General features: G+C 54.5%; 18 protein-coding genes and 1 pseudogene. 14 read left to right on the forward strand and 5 right to left on the reverse strand.

The window, feature by feature from the left end:
* Positions 1-84: 84 nt before the first annotated feature.
* On the forward strand, positions 85-354 hold the full coding sequence (locus ACJBF3_RS13005; protein ID WP_028012502.1) for a GrxA family glutaredoxin: 270 nt from the start codon (positions 85-87) through the stop codon (positions 352-354).
* Between the two features lie 35 nt (positions 355-389).
* Here ACJBF3_RS13005 and ACJBF3_RS13010 read toward each other — a convergent pair whose 3' ends face one another.
* Positions 390-764, reverse strand: a complete 375-nt coding sequence (locus tag ACJBF3_RS13010) for an inner membrane protein YbjM (RefSeq protein WP_045327367.1) — start codon at positions 762-764, stop codon at positions 390-392.
* 273 nt (positions 765-1,037) lie between these two features.
* On the opposite strand from ACJBF3_RS13010, the gene ACJBF3_RS13015 reads away from it, so the two are divergent.
* Together ACJBF3_RS13015 and ACJBF3_RS13020 are read left to right on the forward strand one after the other, a co-directional pair.
* Positions 1,038-2,723, forward strand: a complete 1,686-nt coding sequence (locus ACJBF3_RS13015) for an aspartate:alanine antiporter (protein WP_014169303.1) — start codon at positions 1,038-1,040, stop codon at positions 2,721-2,723.
* A 538-nt stretch (positions 2,724-3,261) separates the two neighbouring features.
* On the forward strand, positions 3,262-3,888 hold the full coding sequence (locus ACJBF3_RS13020; protein ID WP_223239969.1) for a GIY-YIG nuclease family protein: 627 nt from the start codon (positions 3,262-3,264) through the stop codon (positions 3,886-3,888).
* Between the two features lie 73 nt (positions 3,889-3,961).
* Here the strand turns inward: ACJBF3_RS13020 and ACJBF3_RS13025 are convergent.
* Positions 3,962-4,099, reverse strand: a pseudogene (locus ACJBF3_RS13025) (ogr/Delta-like zinc finger family protein); the annotation flags it as partial.
* Between the two features lie 232 nt (positions 4,100-4,331).
* On the opposite strand from ACJBF3_RS13025, the gene ACJBF3_RS13030 reads away from it, so the two are divergent.
* The 6 genes from ACJBF3_RS13030 to arsC all read left to right on the forward strand — a co-directional run bounded on the left by ACJBF3_RS13030 (position 4,332) and on the right by arsC (position 9,708).
* Positions 4,332-5,126, forward strand: coding sequence for a DUF6216 family protein (locus ACJBF3_RS13030; protein ID WP_045327371.1), 795 nt, complete (start codon positions 4,332-4,334; stop codon positions 5,124-5,126).
* Positions 5,127-5,983: 857 nt separating this feature from the next.
* Entirely contained in the window at positions 5,984-6,691 is a 708-nt protein-coding gene (locus ACJBF3_RS13035; protein ID WP_045327372.1) for a hypothetical protein, read from the forward strand.
* A gap of 221 nt (positions 6,692-6,912) precedes the next feature.
* On the forward strand, positions 6,913-7,392 hold the full coding sequence (locus tag ACJBF3_RS13040) for a type VI secretion system tube protein TssD (RefSeq protein ID WP_045327373.1): 480 nt from the start codon (positions 6,913-6,915) through the stop codon (positions 7,390-7,392).
* Positions 7,393-7,614: 222 nt separating this feature from the next.
* Positions 7,615-7,935 (forward strand): metalloregulator ArsR/SmtB family transcription factor, encoded by a 321-nt coding sequence (locus tag ACJBF3_RS13045; RefSeq protein ID WP_045327375.1) that lies wholly within the window; start codon positions 7,615-7,617, stop codon positions 7,933-7,935.
* A 39-nt stretch (positions 7,936-7,974) separates the two neighbouring features.
* Positions 7,975-9,264: an arsenic transporter gene (locus ACJBF3_RS13050; RefSeq protein ID WP_047717658.1), complete on the forward strand. Its 1,290-nt coding sequence runs from the start codon at positions 7,975-7,977 to the stop codon at positions 9,262-9,264.
* Positions 9,265-9,276: 12 nt separating this feature from the next.
* Complete coding sequence (gene arsC, locus ACJBF3_RS13055; RefSeq protein WP_045327379.1) at positions 9,277-9,708, forward strand: glutaredoxin-dependent arsenate reductase; 432 nt, start codon at positions 9,277-9,279, stop codon at positions 9,706-9,708.
* Between the two features lie 21 nt (positions 9,709-9,729).
* Here arsC and ACJBF3_RS13060 read toward each other — a convergent pair whose 3' ends face one another.
* A complete protein-coding gene (locus ACJBF3_RS13060) occupies positions 9,730-10,281 on the reverse strand; it encodes a TetR/AcrR family transcriptional regulator (RefSeq protein WP_045327381.1) in 552 nt (183 codons plus the stop codon).
* An 81-nt stretch (positions 10,282-10,362) separates the two neighbouring features.
* On the opposite strand from ACJBF3_RS13060, the gene ACJBF3_RS13065 reads away from it, so the two are divergent.
* Both ACJBF3_RS13065 and ACJBF3_RS13070 read left to right on the forward strand, forming a co-directional pair.
* Positions 10,363-11,577 carry an MFS transporter gene (locus tag ACJBF3_RS13065; RefSeq protein ID WP_045327383.1) on the forward strand — a complete coding sequence of 405 codons (1,215 nt, stop codon included), beginning with the start codon at positions 10,363-10,365 and terminating at the stop codon, positions 11,575-11,577.
* A complete protein-coding gene (locus tag ACJBF3_RS13070) occupies positions 11,567-12,379 on the forward strand; it encodes a Cof-type HAD-IIB family hydrolase (protein ID WP_045327385.1) in 813 nt (270 codons plus the stop codon). Before ACJBF3_RS13065 ends, ACJBF3_RS13070 begins: the two co-directional genes overlap by 11 nt.
* 490 nt (positions 12,380-12,869) lie before the next feature.
* Here the strand turns inward: ACJBF3_RS13070 and ACJBF3_RS13075 are convergent, their stop codons facing one another.
* Complete coding sequence (locus tag ACJBF3_RS13075; protein ID WP_045327387.1) at positions 12,870-14,102, reverse strand: MFS transporter; 1,233 nt, start codon at positions 14,100-14,102, stop codon at positions 12,870-12,872.
* A 168-nt stretch (positions 14,103-14,270) separates the two neighbouring features.
* Between ACJBF3_RS13075 and ACJBF3_RS13080 the strand changes: the two genes are divergently transcribed.
* The 3 genes from ACJBF3_RS13080 (at position 14,271) to deoR (ending at position 16,441) form a co-directional block, all read left to right on the forward strand.
* Positions 14,271-14,999 carry a phosphatase PAP2 family protein gene (locus ACJBF3_RS13080; RefSeq protein WP_045327389.1) on the forward strand — a complete coding sequence of 243 codons (729 nt, stop codon included), beginning with the start codon at positions 14,271-14,273 and terminating at the stop codon, positions 14,997-14,999.
* A gap of 7 nt (positions 15,000-15,006) precedes the next feature.
* A complete protein-coding gene (ybjG, locus tag ACJBF3_RS13085; protein ID WP_045327390.1) occupies positions 15,007-15,615 on the forward strand; it encodes an undecaprenyl-diphosphate phosphatase in 609 nt (202 codons plus the stop codon).
* Positions 15,616-15,682: 67 nt separating this feature from the next.
* Positions 15,683-16,441 carry a DNA-binding transcriptional repressor DeoR gene (gene deoR, locus ACJBF3_RS13090; RefSeq protein ID WP_045327392.1) on the forward strand — a complete coding sequence of 253 codons (759 nt, stop codon included), beginning with the start codon at positions 15,683-15,685 and terminating at the stop codon, positions 16,439-16,441.
* 85 nt (positions 16,442-16,526) lie between these two features.
* Here the strand turns inward: deoR and dacC are convergent, their stop codons facing one another.
* Positions 16,527-17,732, reverse strand: a complete 1,206-nt coding sequence (gene dacC / locus ACJBF3_RS13095) for a serine-type D-Ala-D-Ala carboxypeptidase (protein WP_008501207.1) — start codon at positions 17,730-17,732, stop codon at positions 16,527-16,529.
* Between the last annotated feature and the right edge of the window lie 109 nt (positions 17,733-17,841).

The raw sequence follows: 17,841 nt of genomic DNA on the forward strand, positions 1-17,841 counted from the left end.
CAGGCGAAACCTTCTTTAATGGCGGCAGGTTATGGGGCACTATATGCCCTATTCGCCGTCAGGCTTGTTTTTGAGGAGAGAGAAATGTTTGCAGTAATTTTTGGTCGTCCAGGGTGCCCTTACTGTGTGCGCGCGAAAGAGCTGGCTGAGAAACTGACCGAAGAGCGCGATGACTTCAACTTCCGCTACGTGGATATCCACGCGGAAGGCATCACCAAAGCCGATCTGGAAAAAACCGTCGGCAAGCCGGTTGAAACCGTCCCGCAGATCTTCCTCGATCAGAAACACATCGGCGGCTGCACCGACTTTGAAGCCTACGCCAAAGAGCATCTGGGCCTGTTTGCCGAGCAGTAATGAAATGAAAGGACGCCCTCACCGTGAGGGCGTTTTTATTTGTGGTGCCGTCGGTGTTGAAGCAGGCTGCGCACAAACAGGTAGCAGAGCGCGCCCAGGGCGCACCAGAATACGGCGCTCATCAACCACGCCAGTTCCTGCCAGAAACTCCGCGTTGATATATACAGCAGGCGCATCAGCAGCAGACACAGCGGCGCGGCCAGCATAGCGCCCAGCAGCGGCTTCACCACCTCCCCTTTACGGGAGAGAAAACTGGCTGCAGCCCCCGGCAGCGTAAAAAAGAGCAGCCCCAGCTCCGGGTGACCCGCCGCCCTGAATGCGCCTTTCACATTAAAAGCGAGCGACATGCAGACGACCGTGAACAGCAAAAAGCAGCTGATCACCCCCGCCCAGTTTCGTTTAATGTTCAAACTATCCTCCTGACTTATCTCTATCAAATACACTTTCGTCGGGTAGACGCCCAGTCAGATAAAGCAGTGCGGCAATCCTTGCCAAAGTACGCACAGGGTGATGCGATAATAGGTGGCTGTCAGTAGCTAATGCGATTAAACTACACGCCAGCTAATGTTTTAGGGAATAAAGCAGGAAACAGGGAGCGTTAACGCCTTTCCCTGACCCAGAAAACAGTAGCCCAAAAAGTCCTTTCATTCAACAACTTACTCGTAAACAAGAAGTTAGCCTCCGTGAATATAAACGTCGCAGACTTGTTAAATGGGAATTACATCCTGTTATTATTTGTGGTACTGGCGCTGGGTCTTTGCCTGGGTAAATTGCGCCTGGGGTCGGTTCAACTCGGTAATTCCATTGGCGTTTTAGTCGTCTCACTATTATTAGGCCAGCAGCACTTCAGCATTAACACGGACGCGCTCAACTTAGGCTTTATGCTGTTTATTTTTTGCGTTGGCGTGGAAGCGGGACCTAACTTTTTTTCAATTTTCTTCCGCGACGGCAAAAATTATCTGATGCTGGCGCTGGTGATGGTCGGCAGCGCGCTGCTGATCGCGTTGGGGCTGGGTAAACTGTTTGGCTGGGATATCGGGTTAACGGCCGGTATGCTGGCAGGCTCCATGACCTCCACGCCGGTACTCGTGGGTGCCGGTGATACCCTGCGCCATTCCGGCATGGCCGGCGCGCAGCTTTCTACCGCGCTCGACCACCTGAGCCTGGGCTATGCCCTGACCTATCTGATTGGTCTGGTGAGCCTGATCGTTGGCGCGCGCTACCTGCCAAAACTGCAGCACCAGGATCTGCAGACCAGCGCCCAGCAAATCGCCCGCGAGCGCGGTCTCGATACCGACTCCAAACGTAAAGTCTATCTCCCGGTGATCCGCGCCTATCGCGTCGGGCCAGAGCTGGTGGCCTGGGCGGACGGCAAAAACCTGCGCGAGCTGGGTATTTACCGCCAGACGGGCTGCTACATCGAACGTATCCGCCGTAACGGCATTCTGGCGAACCCGGACGGTGACGCGGTGCTGCAGATGGGCGACGACATCGCGCTGGTGGGATACCCGGACGCCCACGCCCGTCTCGACCCGAGCTTCCGTAACGGCAAAGAGGTGTTCGACCGCGACCTGCTCGACATGCGCATCGTCACCGAAGAGATCGTGGTGAAAAACCATAACGCCGTGGGCCGCCGCCTGGCGCAGCTGAAGCTGACCGACCACGGCTGCTTCCTCAACCGCGTGATCCGCAGCCAGATTGAGATGCCTATCGACGACAACGTGGTGCTCAACAAAGGCGACGTGCTGCAGGTCAGCGGCGACGCCCGCCGCGTGAAAACCGTGGCCGACCGCATCGGCTTTATCTCCATTCACAGCCAGGTCACCGACCTGCTGGCCTTCTGCGCCTTCTTTATCGTTGGCCTGATGATCGGGATGATCACCTTCCAGTTCAGCAACTTTAGCTTCGGCATCGGTAACGCCGCCGGGCTGCTGTTCGCCGGGATCATGCTGGGCTTCCTGCGAGCGAACCACCCGACCTTCGGCTACATTCCGCAGGGTGCGCTCAATATGGTGAAAGAGTTCGGCCTGATGGTCTTTATGGCGGGCGTGGGCTTGAGCGCGGGCAGCGGCATTGGCCACAGCCTCGGCGCCGTCGGCTGGCAGATGCTGGTTTCCGGACTTATCGTCAGCCTGGTGCCGGTGGTGATCTGCTTCCTGTTCGGCGCCTACGTGCTGCGTATGAACCGCGCCCTGCTCTTCGGGGCGATGATGGGGGCGCGTACCTGTGCCCCCGCGATGGAAATCATCAGCGATACCGCGCGCAGCAACATCCCGGCGCTGGGCTATGCGGGCACGTACGCTATCGCCAACGTGCTGCTGACGCTGGCGGGTACGCTGATCATCATCATCTGGCCGGGGCTCGGATAACTCCTAAGTTTGCGCGTAGTGGAAAATATTTTAGTTACGCGCAGAACTTTTTTAGCAGGGGGCAGTCATAACTAGTGCCACTGCTTTTCTTTGATGTCCCCAATTTGTGGAGCCCATCAACCCCGCCGTTTTGGTTCAAGGTTGATGGGTTTTTTGTTGCCTGAAATTCGTGTCCTTGTGGCGAACAGCCATAGGCAAAGCCTTGCTACGCCGTTTCAATCGCATATAGCAGTTCAACCAGATCAACCGCACTCACATCATCCCAGCGCAGGTAACTCGACAGAGAGCTTGTTCCCGAATCTTGCCCTAAAACGCGCTGGCATATTGCCTGGTGGTCAACGGATGCAGATACCCACACAGCACCGCTCTGCTGACAAAAGTAGGTCGAACCTTTCAACCCATCCCTCTGAAGACGTTTCTTCCAGGTGTCTACCTGCTGTGTCGTTACTCTTAAACTCATCATTCCCCCTGAGTAAATCAAGCATTCCCACATGATCATCTAATAAAATATCAGGGTGAATCAGCGTGGAGAATATGCGTGTTTGATTTTTATCCTGAAAAAACATTCAGCAGAGCAGATGTCATGTGTCATCCAACACCTGTTCCTTCTGTAAAAGGTATTTATTTTTGGTGGTTTAAAGGAATCCCCCCTGGTGTTCCAATTGAGGGATGCATTACTCAAGAGGGATACACGTTGCTCTATGTCGGTATTTCACCCGATAAAAAAAGCAAACCTAATAGCCGGGCTAATCTTAGGCAGCGAATCAAAACCCACTATAACGGTAACGCTGAAGGTTCAACACTCAGGCGTACACTGGGAGTTCTGCTTGCGACGAAAAGCAATTTCCCGCTCCGTCGGGTTGGTTCAGGCAAGAGAACGACATTTACTCATCCTGGCGAGCAATGGCTTGATCTCTGGATGGAAAAGAATGCTAAGGTTTCTTGGGTCGCAGATGAAGAACCCTGGGTGCTGGAAGAAATATTGATTACCAGCACTTCGTTACCATTAAACCTTCAGGGAAACAACCACGCCTTTAAACCCGTGCTCTCAGCAATGCGCAGCAAAGCCATGGCTGAAGCCAAAGTAATGGAGATCGCAGATGAAACAGGATCTAGCAGGAGTGTAGTTGCAGAAATGATAAAGCAAGCTGTGGAAGTGGACTAAACCAAATATGAAATCCGCCGCTTTCTAAGCTAGTTCGTCACGACAATGTTATTACATCAGCGGTGGGTAAGACTCAGTAAGAACATTGTTCCTGCATACCTTTGAAATGAGTCGGTGATTCGCTGTTTTTTTGCAGGCGGCAAACTGATCGGAATAAAGCCTCATGCGTCACGAAGGCATGCCCACATTCGATATTAATGCACTGGTTGTACCGCTCCCATTAGGTTTCAAGAACATCCGTTTTTCACCGGACATAACTAGTTATCACGGTCCGCTTCGGTCAAAATCCCGGTGCGGATCATGTTGGAGAGAAGTCGCATGATTTTTGCGAATGGTATGCTCACAACGGAATAATGACAACCGCTAACTGTTTTGTTAAGTCTTGCAAATTGTGTCGTTGATGGTACAAATAGACTGAAGGATAAAAACCAACAGGAGGATGAATGAGTGTTATAAATCCAATAAGTTCTAATATATTTAATGCTGAATTTTTAAACTCCCCAGCAGCGGCACTTGCAGCATGGTTGTCGATCTTTGGAGCTGTTATAACTTTGCTGACAATAGTTGCAAGAGCATTATTCAAATACCGGCGGTCTCATGATGTTATACTGAAAAAATCAGGCATCCCTGCTTTTGTGCTAAATTTCTTCTTTATTCGAATATCATTAAAGAAACTGCCTGCTATCACATGGGTTGAAAAAACCGTTACCATTCTTTTTTCGCTTCTTTTTTTGTATTCCATTTATCTTTTTGGACCAACACTCATCCAAGCCATTAAAACTCCGCCAAATAGTACGATACTTTACTGGAAGAGCTCTGGCGAGTCATTTTACATATCAAATAAACTCGCGACAGCGGCTACAATTTTTTCCGCTCCTGACTGGAAAATTTCAAAGGATGATTGCGCGCAACCATTCCCTGCTTATACAGAGAAGTATAAGTCATTAACAATTGAACAAAAAGAAGATCTTTGTAAATTGCTAAATACTGAAGAAGGAAAGAATTTCATTGATAAATCTGTTAAGAAATTCATTAAAGACAAAATTTTTATTTACTCCATCACTCCAATGGGCATGTTTATTTTATTTTGGCTATCCATGGGCTTAATGCTAACTATTCACTATTCTAAAAAAGTCAGAAAATACATTCTAACGGAACAAAAAAATGCAATTCTTTGGGCAAATGGTGAATTCAAGGCAGAAGGTATTTATGCAATATATCAAGAGTTAGAAAGATAGATTCTTTTTTACACCCAACAATTGTCTTTGTGTATAAAGTACTTACAGCTTCTTATGGCTTAAAACGATCACATAAGCCATAATGTTGTTTCCGTTCAATACACCACCCCGGCAAAATCGACGCTGAAAGAGTCCGCAGTAGCAGATTTTTTCTGAGATTTGGTTGTGCGGAGTTTAGTGAAGACCTGTCAATGAATGCGACCTTTATTTGTCAGAACAGTTATGCAATGAATCCGCCCAAGAAATTCGTCAATTATTATTGGGATTTTAGAAAGGTCCGACAGCAAGAATATATACGGTGCTTTGAACTGATGTGGCAGGCATTCTGCCATAATCGCCTCCTTTCATGACAAAAATATATCATTGATTTCTCATTCAATTCTTTATGTTAACTAACCCTTTTCCATAAATTAATTTTTTTACCGGCTTGATACTAACTATATTTGAATGAAAGATTTATACAACACTTCCGCTTACATGACGACATCATCGCAGCAGAATTTTCCATATGGAGGTAATAGGTAATAAAAAACCTGCCAGCGGCGCGTCAGTATCAGTAAGAAACTTCTTCCTGCATTCCTTTCAGACTTTGTAACGAGTCATTCAATTTTCAACTCGAACTCATGACAGATTGTATTTAGGTTAAAAAATATCAGGTCATTATCCTAAAAATCCCCTGCTTTTCATAAACATGATCTGCTTTGAACTTCCATATTAGTTACAGGCATACGCTGGAGCGGATAGAAACACTATGGAGGGGACAGGAATGCAGTTTTCAAGTTCATTAACAGCAATACCGGTCTTAGGGAATGCAGCAAAAGGTCGCTCAATTGAGCTGAAGTGCGGAGTCAGTAAGCATGTACCATTCTGAAGAGATCATCCGCCAGCTTCAGAGCCAAAAAATACTAGCCATGAAGCTGGACCAGGCGGTACGCGCGGTAGGTGAAGAGGTAAAGAGCCAGCTAAGTAATATAGGTGCAGGTGCCCAACGCCTGCTGTACTACACCTCCTGCTTTACTGATGAATATTACGATGTATGCACCAGACAAAATCTGGAGGACGCTCGCTTCCGAAAGGGCATATTCCACCTCATTTCTCGCTGGAACATCGTCTTTGACCTAATCAACACGTACGTTGAGGAGCTGGTTAAGGATTATTCTCCGGCAGAATTATCAGCAATACAGCATGCTCTAATGCGCGCTAACGTTTACATATCCACCAGCACGCTAACCTCGTATTCATTCTCTGCAGGCGCCGCATCGACTGTTTGCCTCTATATGAACCTTTCACCTTCAGGGTTAAAGATCGTTTCTGGATTGACGGGCGCGGCTGTTGGCGGGCTGGGGATATATGGAATTGTGCAAAAGGCCGCTGACAGCGCTCATCGCCTGCAAGTGATGCATCCCGCCTATTATCAAGCGTTGTACCTGCGAGAGCTGGAGATGATGTATTTCCTGGTGGAGCCTGCTTTTATGCGCGCGGGCGTACTAACCCAGCAATGGACTAACATTCAACGCCCTTATGATGCTGCTGACAAGATCCTGAAGCTCATGGACAGGCGCTAATGGGTTTTCTAAGACGCTGGCTCAAATCTCAGGCCCAGTTTTTCTTCTGGACTTATATACCCATCATCCTCGCGTTCATTTTTGGCTATGTCCTTGACGTTTACTTCCCTGAGGTTAGCCAGGGATTCATCCTCCTGTTTTACCTGGTCACACTGGGGCTGGCTTACTGGATATGGCATTGAGGACCATAAAATCTTCACGTTTACTAATAAGGAAATGACATGTCTACACCCGCACATCTCTGGCTTGAGGACGAGAACGGCTCGCCAATTATCGGCAGCTGCATAATACCCACCCGTCAGGGTTCCATAGAACTGAAATCGTTCTCCCATGGTGTAACCATTCCCGTTGACCCAAGCTGGGGCAAGCTCACCGGCACGCGTGTCCATCGCCCTATTACGATAATCAAAGAATTTGATCAGACTACCCCACTTCTTTACCGCGCCGTGTGTGAAGGGCGAGTTATGAAGAAGGGAATTATTAAGATGTATCGTATTCTGGAGTCCGGTATCGAGGCCGAATATTTCAATATCGTAATGGAAAACGTTAAGTTCACGACAGTGGCGCCCTTCCTGACCCCTAACGGCATGAGCAGCACCCATCTTGAAACGCTCGAATTGCGTTATGAAGCCATCTCATGGAAGTACACGGAGGGGAATATCATTTACCGTGACACCTGGAACGATCGCTGTTTTGGCTGAGCACAGACGAGTGTTGAAAGTGAGCAGATAAAAAGAAACCGTTTCAGGGGACGGTTTCTTTCCCATGACTGTCTGGAGTGGTCCGGGTAAGCCATAAAGACTATTTTGACCTTCTACAAGCCCCCCTGGCTTTTTCTATCCTTCTTGCTTTTTCCTCTTCTCGCGCAAGCCATAAACATATATGATTTAGTATATATAATAAAAGACATTCAGGATGACAGAATGCTCCACCCCCTCCAGCTCTTCAAAACCCTCTCCGACGAAACGCGGCTCGCCATCGTCATGCTGCTCCGCGAAGCGGGCGAGCTGTGCGTCTGCGATCTCTGCGCCGCGACCACCGAGCCGCAGCCTAAGGTCTCACGCCACATGGCCCTTCTGCGCGAGGCCGGGCTGGTGATTGACCGTCGCGAGGGTAAGTGGGTTTATTACCGCCTCTCTCCCAACATGCCTGCATGGTCCGCAGCCGTTATCGACAACAGCTGGAACTGCCTGCGGGAAGAGACGCGCATGAAGCTTAAAAACCGACTTTCAGGCTCGTGCTGATAACAACACATTCACAAAAACAGATATACGGGGTTACACATGTTTCTGGCAGGGGCTATTTTTCTGTTTACGCTGGTGCTGGTCATCTGGCAGCCAAAAGGGCTGAGTATCGGCTGGAGCGCAAGCATCGGTGCCGTGCTGGCGCTGGCCTGCGGGGTGATCCACATTAGCGATATTCCGGTGGTGTGGAATATCGTCTGGAACGCCACGGCGACGTTTATCGCCGTCATCATCATCAGCCTGCTGCTGGATGAGTCCGGCTTTTTCGAGTGGGCGGCGCTGCACGTCGCCCGCTGGGGAAACGGTCGCGGGCGATTGCTGTTTACGTATATCGTGCTGCTGGGCGCAGCCGTGGCGGCGCTGTTTGCCAATGACGGCGCGGCGCTGATCCTGACGCCAATCGTTATCGCCATGCTGCTGGCGCTGGGGTTCAGCAAGCAGGCGACGCTGGCGTTTGTGATGGCGGCAGGATTTATCGCCGATACCGCCAGCCTGCCGCTGATTGTGTCCAACCTGGTCAACATCGTCTCGGCGGACTTCTTTAAGCTGGGGTTCAGCGAATACGCCTCGGTGATGATCCCGGTAGATATCGCCGCAATTGCCGCGACGCTGGTGATGCTGCATCTGTTCTTCCGCAAGGAAATCCCGCCGGAATATGACCTGTCGAAACTGCGCGAGCCCGCGCGCGCGATAAACGATCTTCCGACGTTCAGAACGGGCTGGCTCGTCCTGCTCCTTCTTCTCGTCGGCTTCCTCGTGCTTGAGCCTCTGGGCATTCCGGTCAGCGCCATTGCGGCCGTCGGCGCGCTGATTTTGTTTGCCGTCGCAAAACGCGGACATGCGATAAACACCGGAAAGGTGCTGCGCGGCGCACCGTGGCAGATCGTTATCTTCTCGCTGGGGATGTATCTGGTGGTGTATGGCCTGCGCAATGCCGGGCTGACGGAATATCTCTCAGGCGTACTGGATAGCCTGGCCGGGCACGGGCTGTGGGCCACTACGCTGGGCACCGGGTTCATCACCGCGTTCCTGTCATCCATAATGAACAACATGCCCACGGTGCTGATTGGCGCGCTCTCCATTGACGGCAGCGCGGCAACCGGGTTGATCAAGGACGCGATGATTTACGCCAACGTGATTGGCTGCGATCTGGGACCGAAAATCACGCCTATCGGCAGCCTCGCCACCCTGCTCTGGCTCCACGTGCTGGCGCAGAAAAACATGACGATTACCTGGGGCTACTATTTCCGGACGGGCATCATCATGACGCTGCCGGTCCTGTTTGTGACGCTCGCCGCGCTGGCGCTATGTCTCTCCTTCACACTGTAATGAGCAACCGATATGAGCCACATCACCATTTATCACAACCCCGCCTGCGGCACCTCGCGCAACACGCTGGAGATGATCCGCAACAGCGGCACGGAGCCAGAGATTATCCTCTATCTGGAAACCCCGCCGTCGCGCGATACGCTGACCACCCTGATTGCTGAGATGGGCATTTCGGTGCGGGATCTGCTGCGTAAAAACGTGGAGCCCTATGAGCAGCTCGGCCTTGCCGAAGATAGCTTCACCGACGACCAGCTAATCGAGTTTATGCTTCAATACCCGATCCTGATTAATCGTCCGATCGTGGTCACGCCGCTGGGAACCCGCCTGTGCCGCCCGTCTGAAGTTGTCCTCGACATCCTGCCTGACGCGCAGAAAGGGGCATTTACGAAAGAGGATGGCGAAGCGGTCGTGGACGCCAGCGGGAAAAAAATTCAACACAGGTAAAACTGACAGGGCGCGGGATACCTAAGGGTTCTCCTCGCCCGCAATCCTCCCCACCATCGCCCGGATCTCTTCCCGTGTTAGCGGCGCCCGGTCGGTCACATAGTGCAGCGTCATCCCTTCGATAAACGCGTCCAGCGCGCGGGTGGTGACCGGGTCGAACCACTGCTCAAGCGTAGTCTGGCTCATCTTCATCCAGTCCTGCATCACCGTCTTGAGCGCCGCGCTGCGGTGCATAAAGGCGTAGAGCTGGTACATCAGCGCCATATTGTGCGGCGTGGTCACCTGCGAGCTGTGGATCAGCGTGGTGATGGATTCGCACGCCATTTCCGGCCCGGTGACGCCTGCAAAGAAATCCCGGTACTGCTGCGACATCTGGCGGGTAAACCACGTGAAGGCCTCCTCCAGCAGCGGCTCCATGCCGTCGAAATAGTAGGTCATCGACCCGAGCGGCACGCCCGCGCAGGTGGCGATTTTACGGTGCGTGACGGCGTGAATCCCGTGCTCGGCGATGGTATCGAGCGTTGCCTGGAGTATTTTTTCCCGGCGATGCGGATCGTTCGGTGGTCTGCTCATAAATTCCTCACGTGGTTTGTGTACAAATGTACACAAACTTGCTAGTGTTGTCGCTATTGTTGTACTTCTGGTGCTACCCCAATGACGCTAACCTCTCCCCGTAAAGCCCTGCAGCTCCGCATGTGGGCGCTGTTTATGTTCTTCTTTATTCCCGGTCTGCTGATGGCCTCCTGGGCCACGCGCACCCCCGCCATTCGCGACATTTTGTCGGTCTCGACCGCTGAGATGGGCATCGTGCTGTTCGGCCTGTCGATAGGCTCGATGAGCGGCATACTCTGCTCCGCGTGGCTGGTAAAGCGCTTCGGCACGCGGGCGGTGATCCGCACCACGATGTGCTTCGCGGTCGTGGGGATGATCGTGCTGAGCGCCGCCCTGTGGTGTGCGTCACCGGTGCTGTTTGCCCTGGGGCTGACGGTATTTGGCGGCAGCTTCGGCTCGGCGGAAGTGGCGATCAACGTTGAAGGGGCAGCGGTCGAGCGCGAGATAAACAAAACCGTGCTGCCGATGATGCACGGCTTTTACAGCCTCGGCACGCTGGCCGGTGCGGGCGTGGGGATGGCGCTGACGGCTACGGGCGTGAGCGCGAATCTGCATATCCTGCTGGCGGCGCTGGTGTGCATCGTTCCGATTCTGACCGGCATCCGGGCTATTCCGGACGGCACCGGAAAAAACTCTGCTGACGAACAGCACTCGGCCGAAAAAGGGCGGCCCTTCTACCGCGATTTTCAGCTGATGCTGATTGGCGTGGTGGTGCTGGCGATGGCGTTCGCGGAAGGTTCCGCCAACGACTGGCTGCCGCTGCTGATGGTGGACGGTCATGGCTTTAGCCCCACCTCCGGCTCGCTGATCTACGCCGGATTTACGCTGGGGATGACCGTTGGGCGCTTCACCGGCGGCTGGTTTATTGACCGCTACAGCCGCGTGGCGGTGGTGCGCGCCAGCGCCCTGCTGGGCGGGCTGGGTATCGCGATGATTATCTTTGTCGATGTGGACTGGATTGCCGGGGTCTCGGTGATCCTCTGGGGGCTGGGCGCGTCGCTCGGCTTCCCGCTGACCATTTCAGCCGCCAGCGATACCGGCCCGGATGCCCCGACGCGCGTCAGCGTGGTAGCGACAACGGGCTATCTCGCCTTCCTGGTGGGGCCGCCGCTGCTCGGCTTCCTCGGCGAGCACTACGGGCTGCGCAGCGCCATGCTGGTGGTATTAGGGTTAGTCATTATCGCGGCGCTGGTGGCGCGCGCGGTGGCGAAGCCGGAAACGAATCAAACGACACTGGAGAAGGGATATGAGCGTTAAACTGATCGCCGTCGACATGGATGGCACATTCCTGAGCGATGCCAAGACCTACAATCGCGCGCGCTTTCTGACGCAGTACGCCCGCATGAAGGCGCAGGGCATTCGCTTCGTGGTCGCCAGCGGCAACCAGTACTACCAGCTGATCTCCTTTTTCCCGGAAATAGCGCATGAAATTTCATTCGTCGCCGAAAACGGCGGCTGGGTGGTGAGCGAAGGTCAAGACGTCTTTAACGGTGAACTGTCGAAAGCCCATTTCGAGACCGTCGCCAACGTCTTAAGCGACGTGCCGGGCATTGAGATCATCGCCTGCGGGAAAAGCAGCGCCTACACACTGAAGGGCTATGACGAGAGCTTTAAGGCGATCGCGGCGAAGTACTATCACCGTCTCGAAATGGTGAGTGATTTCGACAACCTGAACGATATTTTCTTTAAGTTCGGGCTTAACGTTTCTGACGATGAGATCCCGCGCATTCAGGCGCTGCTGCATGAAAAGCTGAGCGACATTATGGTGCCCGTCACCACCGGTCACGGCAGCATCGACCTCATCATCCCCGGCGTGCATAAAGCCAACGGCCTGCGGCTCCTGCAACAGCGCTGGGGCATAGACAACAGCGAAGTGGTGGCCTTTGGGGACAGCGGCAACGACGTGGAGATGCTGCGTCAGTCCGGGTTCAGCTTTGCAATGGCGAACGCCAGACCGCACATCAAGGCGGTGGCGCGTTTTGAAGCGCCGCATAATAACGACGAAGGCGTGCTGGATGTGATTGAGAAGGTATTGAACGGGGAGGAGCCGTTTAATTGATATCGTGCGGTCTGATGCCCTAACCCTCTCCCACAGGGCTGAGGGATCCCCAGTAATTTTTTAAACCTGAAGCAATGTGTGTGCCATCAGGGTTATAAATGCCTTACAGCGATGCCCCGGTCCGGCTGTAAATCGCCGAAGCGTTTCCGTAAGGCCGGGGCGAGGCGCAGGGATGCGCCGAGAGGGCGTGGCCTGCAGGGATGCAGGCTCATGCCCGACCCGAAAGCCTGAAGGAATAAGCTGAGGGCACCGCGAAGCGGCGATTTACCGCCGGGAGCCCGGGTCGCCAGGGTGGTGGCGATTGAGCCACCCTGGCACGTTCACCGGTCATGTCGTCACAGAGTAGCAAGGAACATGAAGTGAACGGAAAGACCACCACAGCCGTATGTTCCCCCCCTCACCCCAATTATCTCCCTCAATGGAGAGGGGGCCGACTGTGCTGGCATTATTTTGTGGGGATCCCTCACCCCACAGGGAGAGGGAATAAAGATCACGGTTGCAGGGCGTTGCCGACGCGTTTGTCCTTCAGGAACACCACCATCAGGCCAACCCACAGCACGCCGTTGGCGAGGTTAAACAGGCTGAACAGCCCGTTGCCGCCCGTCGCGTAGGCATGCTTGCTCACCTCAATACCGACAGTAAAAATCAGCATCTGCAGCATGCCCATCGCCGCGGATACCGTGCCTTTACTCATCTCGCTGGCAAACAGCGTCAGGCGCACCAGCCCGGCGTTGGCCACGCCAATCCCAAAGGCGTAAATGCTCAGCCCCGCCGTCATCCACAGGTAGGCGTGGGATGACGCGACGGTCGCCACCGCTGCCAGAATCAGCCCTGCCGCAATCGGCCAGCCGCCCATGATGATCAGCGAACGCACGGTTCGTCGTGACGTCAGACGGGCCAGCACCAGGTTCCCGATAATCAGCGCGCCGAAGATCGGCACCTGCAGCAGACCGTACTCATAGCTGCTGAGCTTTTCGCCGCTGATGATAATCACCGGCGACTGCGCAATCCACGCCAGCAGCGGCAGGCTAACGAACCCGGTCGCCAGCGCGCCCGCCACAAAGCGGCCATTCTTCAGCACTGCTTTGTAATCCCGGCCCAGCTCTTTCAGCGAGAGCTTCTCGCCGATGCGGGTGGCGGTTTCCGGCATCGCGCGGTGCAGACCAAAGAAGGCTATGGCAGCGAGTACCGCAAAGAGGACAAACATCCCTTCCCACGGGGCTACGTGCACCCACGCCGCGCCCACCAGCGGCCCCAGCAGCGGAGCGATCAGCGCCACGTTGGCCATCAGCGCGGTAATTTTGATACACACCGCCTCTTCAAACGACTCCTGAATGGCGGCATACCCTACGGCACCGATAAAGCACAGGCTTACCCCCTGCAGGAAGCGCAGCAGGGTAAATTGCTCGATATTCTGCGCCAGCAGCGTGGCGAGACAGGTGACGATAAACCACACCACGCCCGTCAGCATCACCGGGCGACGGCCAATGCGATCCGACAGCGGGCCTAACAGCCACTGCAAAAACATGCCGCCGGCCAGATAGGCGGTCATGGAGGTCGGTACCCACTCAATGCCCGCGTTGTACTGCGCCACAACGGTCAGCATACCGGGCTGGATCATATCGTTGCCGATATAGGTAGAAAATTCGTAGAGCACCAGACACAGAGGGAAAAGCAACGCCTGACGACCCAGACGTGAACCAGAAGAAGAACGGTTTAACATGCAATCTCTTTATAATGACAAAATCGCGACGAGTGTAATGAAATGCCGCAGCCCGAGATAGTGATTTATCGAGGATAAACAGAAATAAAGCACATATCGTCTTCGTTTAAGGTTTCCTTAAGTTGACAGTTTTATGATACCCCCATTACTCGTCAACGACCCCTAATTATGGCACTCACTTCCAGCCGTTCAGAATTGTCTAACTTACAGACAAATAAGACAAAACGACTTTACCGCTTGCCGGGCCGCTTTTATGGTTATCAGCTTTTCATACTGGTGGCCCTTGCCGTGCTTTTCACGTGGTTATCTCGCAATGAAGCACTCGACAGATGGATTACCGGCTTTTGGTATGACGCGGCAACGCAAAGCTTCCCGCTGCAGAAAGACCACCTGCTGGATCTGCTGAATCACCGCCTGGCGAAGTATATCGCCATCGCCTTAGGTGCCGTGGCGCTGCTTTACGGCGCTTACAGGCGTAACGCAAGGCTGGTGACGGCGGCGCTGCTGATGGGCGTTGGCGCGCTGGTGGTGGGCGTGCTGAAAAGCGTGAGCCATCACAGCTGCCCGTGGGATCTGGTGGAATATGGCGGTAAGGCAGTGTCTTATCCCCTGTTCAGCGCCGTCCCTGCTGACAGCGGTCCGGGGCGCTGTTTCCCCGGCGGTCATGCCTCCAGCGGGTTTATGGTGATGGGGCTGTTTTTTGCCTTCTGGCGCGAGCGTCCGCGTCTTGCCTGGAGCTTCGTCGCGGTGGGCGTGGTGCTAGGTCTGGTGATGGGCTACGGCCAGATCATGCGCGGGGCACATTTTTTCTCTCACAACCTGTGGGCCGGGTGGTGGGTTTGGTTTTCCCAGGTGGTGGTCTACGGGCTTATTTCCACCCGGTTTGCTAAAGAGTGATAACGCTATGTTAGAGAATCTGAATTATCAGCTGTTTTATCTGATCAACGCTACCCCGACCTCGCCAGAGGCGATGATTGATTTCGCTACCTTTCTGGCAAAAGATCTGATCGGTATCGTTCCTGCGCTGGCCGCCATCCTCTGGCTATGGGGTCCCCGCAGCCAGGTGAAGGCACACCGCCAGCTGGTGATCAAAGTGGCGATGGCGCTGGGCGTGAGCGTACTGGTGAGCTTTGCACTGGGGCATGTGTTCCCGCATCCCCGTCCTTTTGTTGCTCACGTCGGCTATACCTTCCTGCACCACGCGCCGGATGACTCCTTCCCGAGCGACCACGGTACGGTGATCTTCACCTTCGCGCTGGCCTTCCTGTTCTGGCACCGCCTGTGGTCGGGCGCGGTCCTGATGGTGGCGGCTCTGGCCATCGCCTGGTCCCGCATTTACCTTGGCGTTCACTGGCCGCTGGATATGGTGGGCGGTTTCCTGGTGGGGCTGATTGGCTGCGTAAGCGCGGCTATCCTGTGGAGCCTCTTTGGTGAAGCGCTTTATCGCACGCTGTCTTCACTCTATCGCGCCCTTTTCGCTATCCCGATCCGCAAAGGCTGGATACGTGACTAACCCTGACCTGACAGGTTACACTTGAACCCCCGCCCTGCGGGGGTTCACTTTTTTATGCCGAGGAACTATGGAAACACGTCGCGATGACCGCATTGCTCAGCTGCTGCAGGCGCTGAAGCGCAGCGATAAGCTGCATCTTAAGGAAGCTGCCAACCTCCTCGGCGTCTCGGAGATGACCATTCGTCGGGATCTGAACAGCGAAAGCGCGCCCGTCGTGCTGCTGGGCGGATACATCGTTCTTGAGCCGCGCAGCGCCAGCCATTATCTGATCAGCGACCAGAAGACGCGCCTGGTGGAAGAGAAACGCAAAGCCGCACGGCTTGCGGCCTCGCTGGTGCAGCCGCACCAGACGCTGTTTTTTGACTGCGGGACCACCACGCCGTGGATTATCGAAGCCATCGACAGCAGCATTCCGTTTACCGCCGTGTGCTACTCCCTGAACACCTTTCTGGCGCTGCAGGAAAAACCCGAATGCCGGGTGATCCTTTGCGGCGGCGAGTTTCACGCCAGCAACGCGATCTTTAAGCCGCTCAACCTGCAGGACACCCTCAGCAATCTCTGCCCGGATATCGCGTTTTATTCCGCCGCGGGCGTGAATGTGCATCAGGGGGCGACCTGCTTTAACCTGGAAGAGCTGCCGGTAAAGCACTGGGCGTTAAGCGCGGCGCAATACCATGTGCTGGTGGTCGACCACAGCAAGTTTGGCAAGGTGCGTTCGGCACGAATGGGCGAGCTGGCCCAGTTTGACGCCATCGTCAGCGATTGCCGCCCGGATGACGAGATTGTGGCCCACGCGAAGGCGCAGCAGGTGAAGTTGATGTATTGAGGTTATGCCGGGTGCGGCTTCGCCTTACCCGGCCTACAGGGGCTCGAACGTAGGCCGGGTAAGCGCAGCGCCACTCGGCAAAAACTTAGCTAAACCAGCTGCCAAACCACCCGTGGAATTTCATCATCACGAAATCCCACATCCGGCTGAAGAAGCCGCCCTCTTCCACCGCTTCCATCACAATCAGCGGACGCTGTTCAATCGACTTCCCGTTAAGCTGGAAATCTATCGTCCCGACCACCTGGCCTTTTTTCAGCGGGGCGGTGAGCTGCGGGTCAGTCAGGGTGTAGCTGGCCTTCAGGTTTTTCAGCTGGCCGCGCGGAATGGTTACCGAACCCGCCTCACCCGCGCCCAGGTTGACTTCGCTCTTGTCTCCAAACCAGACACGCTGGCTGACGAACGTGGCATCCGGCTTAATCGGCGTCACGGTCTCATAGAAGCGGAAGCCCCAGGTCAGCAGCTTTTCTGATTCGTTAAAGCGAATGCGGTCGGTTTTGGTGCCCAGCACCACCGAAATCAGGCGCATGTCGCCCTGCGTCGCGGAGGCTACCAGGTTATAACCCGCGCCCGCCGTGGTGCCGGTCTTCATGCCGTCCACGTTAACGTTGCTGCTCCACAGCAGGCGGTTGCGGTTCGGCTGGCGGATTTTGTTGAAGGTAAACTCTTTCTCTTTATGGATGGCGTATTCATCCGGCACGTCGTGGATCAGCGCTTTCCCCAGCAGCGCCATGTCGCGCGCGGTACTGAACTGCCCCGGCGCATCCAGACCGTGAACCGTTTTAAACGTGGTGTTGGTTAAGCCCAGCTTCTGCGCATAGCCATTCATCAAACCGATGAAAGAATCCTGGCTGCCGGCAACGTAATCGGCCAGCGCGATGCACGCATCATTCCCCGACTGAATAATCACCCCTTTATTAAGATCGGAAACGGAAACCTGATCGCCCGGCTTCAGGAACATCACGGAAGAGCCCCGCAGCGCCGGGTTGCCGGTCGCCCAGGCATCCTTCCCGATGGTGACCATATCGTCCAGCTTGATCTTGCCCGCTTTTAGCGCCTGGCCCACCACATAGCTGGTCATGATTTTGGTGAGGCTGGCCGGATCGAGTTTCTCATCCGCATTGCCTTCCGCCAGCACCTTACCGCTGGCGTAGTCCATCAGGATCCAGGCGCGCGCATCCACAGGCGGCGCTTCGGGCGCAGCCTGCTCAGCTGCGTAGAGCGTTGGTGCAAACAGGAAAAGGAGCGCAGAGCCTGCCGCCAGGCTGCGCAGAGAAGTCATTTTACGCGTCATAAATGCCACCCGAGTGTCCATTCAAAAATTACGTCACATCACCGTGTCGCAAGAAGCGATGAGTAATAGCGCACTAAAACGGTTAAAGAAACCCAGCGAGGGTAAAGTT

It is taken from the genome of Enterobacter sp. PP-008-ECC_S150 (assembly GCF_045257065.1).
GTDB classification, from domain to species: Bacteria; Pseudomonadota; Gammaproteobacteria; order Enterobacterales; family Enterobacteriaceae; genus Enterobacter; species Enterobacter chengduensis.

Bases quoted from the DNA above. Each gene is read 5' to 3' on its own strand.
- ACJBF3_RS13005 (WP_028012502.1), top strand. From the start codon at position 85: ATGTTTGCAGTAATTTTTGGTCGTCCAGGGTGCCCTTACTGTGTGCGC.
- ACJBF3_RS13030 (WP_045327371.1), top strand. From the start codon at position 4,332: ATGAGTGTTATAAATCCAATAAGTTCTAATATATTTAATGCTGAATTT.
- ACJBF3_RS13035 (WP_045327372.1), top strand. From the start codon at position 5,984: ATGTACCATTCTGAAGAGATCATCCGCCAGCTTCAGAGCCAAAAAATA.
- ACJBF3_RS13040 (WP_045327373.1), top strand. From the start codon at position 6,913: ATGTCTACACCCGCACATCTCTGGCTTGAGGACGAGAACGGCTCGCCA.
- ACJBF3_RS13045 (WP_045327375.1), top strand. From the start codon at position 7,615: ATGCTCCACCCCCTCCAGCTCTTCAAAACCCTCTCCGACGAAACGCGG.
- ACJBF3_RS13050 (WP_047717658.1), top strand. From the start codon at position 7,975: ATGTTTCTGGCAGGGGCTATTTTTCTGTTTACGCTGGTGCTGGTCATC.
- arsC (WP_045327379.1), top strand. From the start codon at position 9,277: ATGAGCCACATCACCATTTATCACAACCCCGCCTGCGGCACCTCGCGC.
- ACJBF3_RS13060 (WP_045327381.1), bottom strand. From the start codon at position 10,281: ATGAGCAGACCACCGAACGATCCGCATCGCCGGGAAAAAATACTCCAG.
- ACJBF3_RS13065 (WP_045327383.1), top strand. From the start codon at position 10,363: ATGACGCTAACCTCTCCCCGTAAAGCCCTGCAGCTCCGCATGTGGGCG.
- ACJBF3_RS13070 (WP_045327385.1), top strand. From the start codon at position 11,567: ATGAGCGTTAAACTGATCGCCGTCGACATGGATGGCACATTCCTGAGC.
- ACJBF3_RS13075 (WP_045327387.1), bottom strand. From the start codon at position 14,102: ATGTTAAACCGTTCTTCTTCTGGTTCACGTCTGGGTCGTCAGGCGTTG.
- ACJBF3_RS13080 (WP_045327389.1), top strand. From the start codon at position 14,271: ATGGCACTCACTTCCAGCCGTTCAGAATTGTCTAACTTACAGACAAAT.
- ybjG (WP_045327390.1), top strand. From the start codon at position 15,007: ATGTTAGAGAATCTGAATTATCAGCTGTTTTATCTGATCAACGCTACC.
- deoR (WP_045327392.1), top strand. From the start codon at position 15,683: ATGGAAACACGTCGCGATGACCGCATTGCTCAGCTGCTGCAGGCGCTG.
- dacC (WP_008501207.1), bottom strand. From the start codon at position 17,732: ATGACGCGTAAAATGACTTCTCTGCGCAGCCTGGCGGCAGGCTCTGCG.